Source organism: Vibrio phycocola, assembly GCF_054404255.1.
Map to the genome: position 1 here is coordinate 1 of NZ_JBTAMQ010000031.1, position 2,172 is coordinate 2,172.

General features: G+C 46.1%; 2 protein-coding genes. Both read left to right on the plus strand.

Features of this window, described 5'->3' with window-relative positions:
- Nucleotides 1–209 precede the first annotated feature (209 nt).
- Nucleotides 210–398: a hypothetical protein gene (locus tag ACXJY6_RS19710; RefSeq protein WP_456053121.1), complete on the plus strand. Its 189-nt coding sequence runs from the start codon at nucleotides 210–212 to the stop codon at nucleotides 396–398.
- A gap of 189 nt (nucleotides 399–587) precedes the next feature.
- Nucleotides 588–2,060, plus strand: coding sequence for a group II intron reverse transcriptase/maturase (ltrA, locus tag ACXJY6_RS19715; RefSeq protein WP_456053122.1), 1,473 nt, complete (start codon nucleotides 588–590; stop codon nucleotides 2,058–2,060).
- Nucleotides 2,061–2,172: the final 112 nt, after the last annotated feature.

Genomic DNA, 2,172 nt, shown 5'->3' on the forward strand with positions numbered 1-2,172 from the left:
TTTATGCCCGTGCGACCTGAAGTCGTATGAAGCGTTGTTCACCGCTTTATGAGTGAACCATCTGTATCACCAGATGAATCTACGAGCCTGAATAAAGCAGCGGCTCGGACAATGTAACGAAACTTGGCTGTTTGGGCTGAGTGGGAAAAGAATCGTGAGAGGACGTTCCTCCTGAAAACCACAATTCGGGTAAGTGCTAGGTAGTCAGTATGATGAACGTATGTGAATCCATTCAAGGTGCGTCATATGATGAAACAGCGGAAGTGGTTAATGCGCTGTGGCCAAAAGGCAATGAGAGATGGAAAGGGATTGGGCAGTGCCCTTTCGTGATCGTTATGCTCTCCGCACTAGAGTGGGCATCTAACCTGACATTTTACGTAACATACGGAACAGGGTAAGCCTGTATCACTCCCTCTGGGAAAGCCTATGTGGCCGATAGTAATGCAGGTAAAGGAGGTCGGAAAAAGCGAAAGCTGCATTGTAATGATGCAGATACAGACTTATGTCTGATCACGAAGGTGAGCCCACTTCCGACTGGTCTCCCATTGCGAGAGAATTTGAAGAACTTTATTCAAGGAGAAAAGCAAATGATGATCTCGAAAGAGATTAGTGCATCTTCTGACGGTGCTCAATGGCAGTCTATTGACTGGAAATCTGTTGAAGCACGCGTATTGAAGCTTCAAATGCGTATCGCAAAAGCAACGAGAGAAAAGAAGCACGGTAAGGTGAAATCCTTACAGTGGCTCTTGACTCATTCTCGCTCAGCCAAGCTACTTGCGGTTAAGCGAGTCTCTCAGAATAAAGGCAGTAAAACGCCTGGAATAGACGGTGTCATCTGGAACACAGATACACGCCGTATGAAAGCAGTCAATCAACTCAGCCGCAAGGCGTACACAGCAAAACCACTCAAACGAATCTACATTCCCAAAAAGAACGGTAAGCTCAGGCCACTAGGCATTCCCTGCATGATTGATAGAGCGCAACAAGCGCTCCACCTTCTCGCATTAGTGCCAGTGTCTGAATCGCTTGCCGACCTCAATAGCTATGGATTTAGGCCAAATCGCAGCACGGCTGACGCGGTCAGTCAGTGCTTCAAATGTTTGGCTCTAAAACAATCAGCGAAATGGGTTCTTGAGGGTGATATTAAGGCTTGCTTCGACAAAATCGGGCATCAATGGCTGATGGACAATATCACGGTAGATAAACGTATGTTAGAGCAATGGCTGAAATCTGGCTATGTGGATAAAAGGCTGTTCTATGATACGGATGAGGGTACACCTCAAGGTGGAATAATTTCTCCAACCTTGATGCTAATGACTCTCGCGGGAATAGAGCAGCAAATTAAATCTACAGCTCTGAGTAAGGGTGCTAGAGCCAACTTTATCGGTTATGCAGACGATTTCGTGGTCACCTGCTCTTCAAAGGAAGTGCTAGTGAACGATATCAAACCGTTGATTGCTGACTTTCTGGCTGAAAGAGGGTTAACCCTCTCCGAAGAGAAAACGAAGATCACTCATATTGACGACGGCTTTGACTTTCTGGGCTTCAACCATAGGAAGCACAAAGGGAAATTGCTCATCAAACCGAGCAAATCCAACACGCTGTTATTCTTGAGAAACCTACGTGAACTCATTAAAAAGCACGCAACCATCCCTGTTAACGATCTTATCAAGTTGATAAACCCGAAACTCAGAGGGTGGGCGAACTACTATCGCCACTGTGTTGCTAAACAAGTATTCGGGTATGTCGGCCACAAACTATTCCAAGCGTTATGGCACTGGGCAGTTAGGCGGCATCCAACCAAGTCGAAAGACTGGGTTGTTCATAAGTACTTTCTCAATCGTAAAGGCCAATGGCAATTTCACGGTTGGCAGAAAATCATGAACATGGACTGTCACTTCAATCTGTTCCAAATAGCGAAAGTGCCTATCGAGCGACATGTGAAAATCAGGAATGCAGCAACCCCTTTTGACCCTCAATACCAAGACTACTTGGCAAAGAGAAAATCAAAAAGGCTAGTCCGTAACTCTTGGAAAGAGCCTGTCCCGACTGCTTTATAAGTTGCTGGGTATCATTTGATGCCTTAGTGGAGGCTTGAGCCGTATGCAGTGAAAGTTGCACGTACGGTTCTTAGAGGGGCGGCACTTGGTAACAAGTGTCGTCTACTCGACC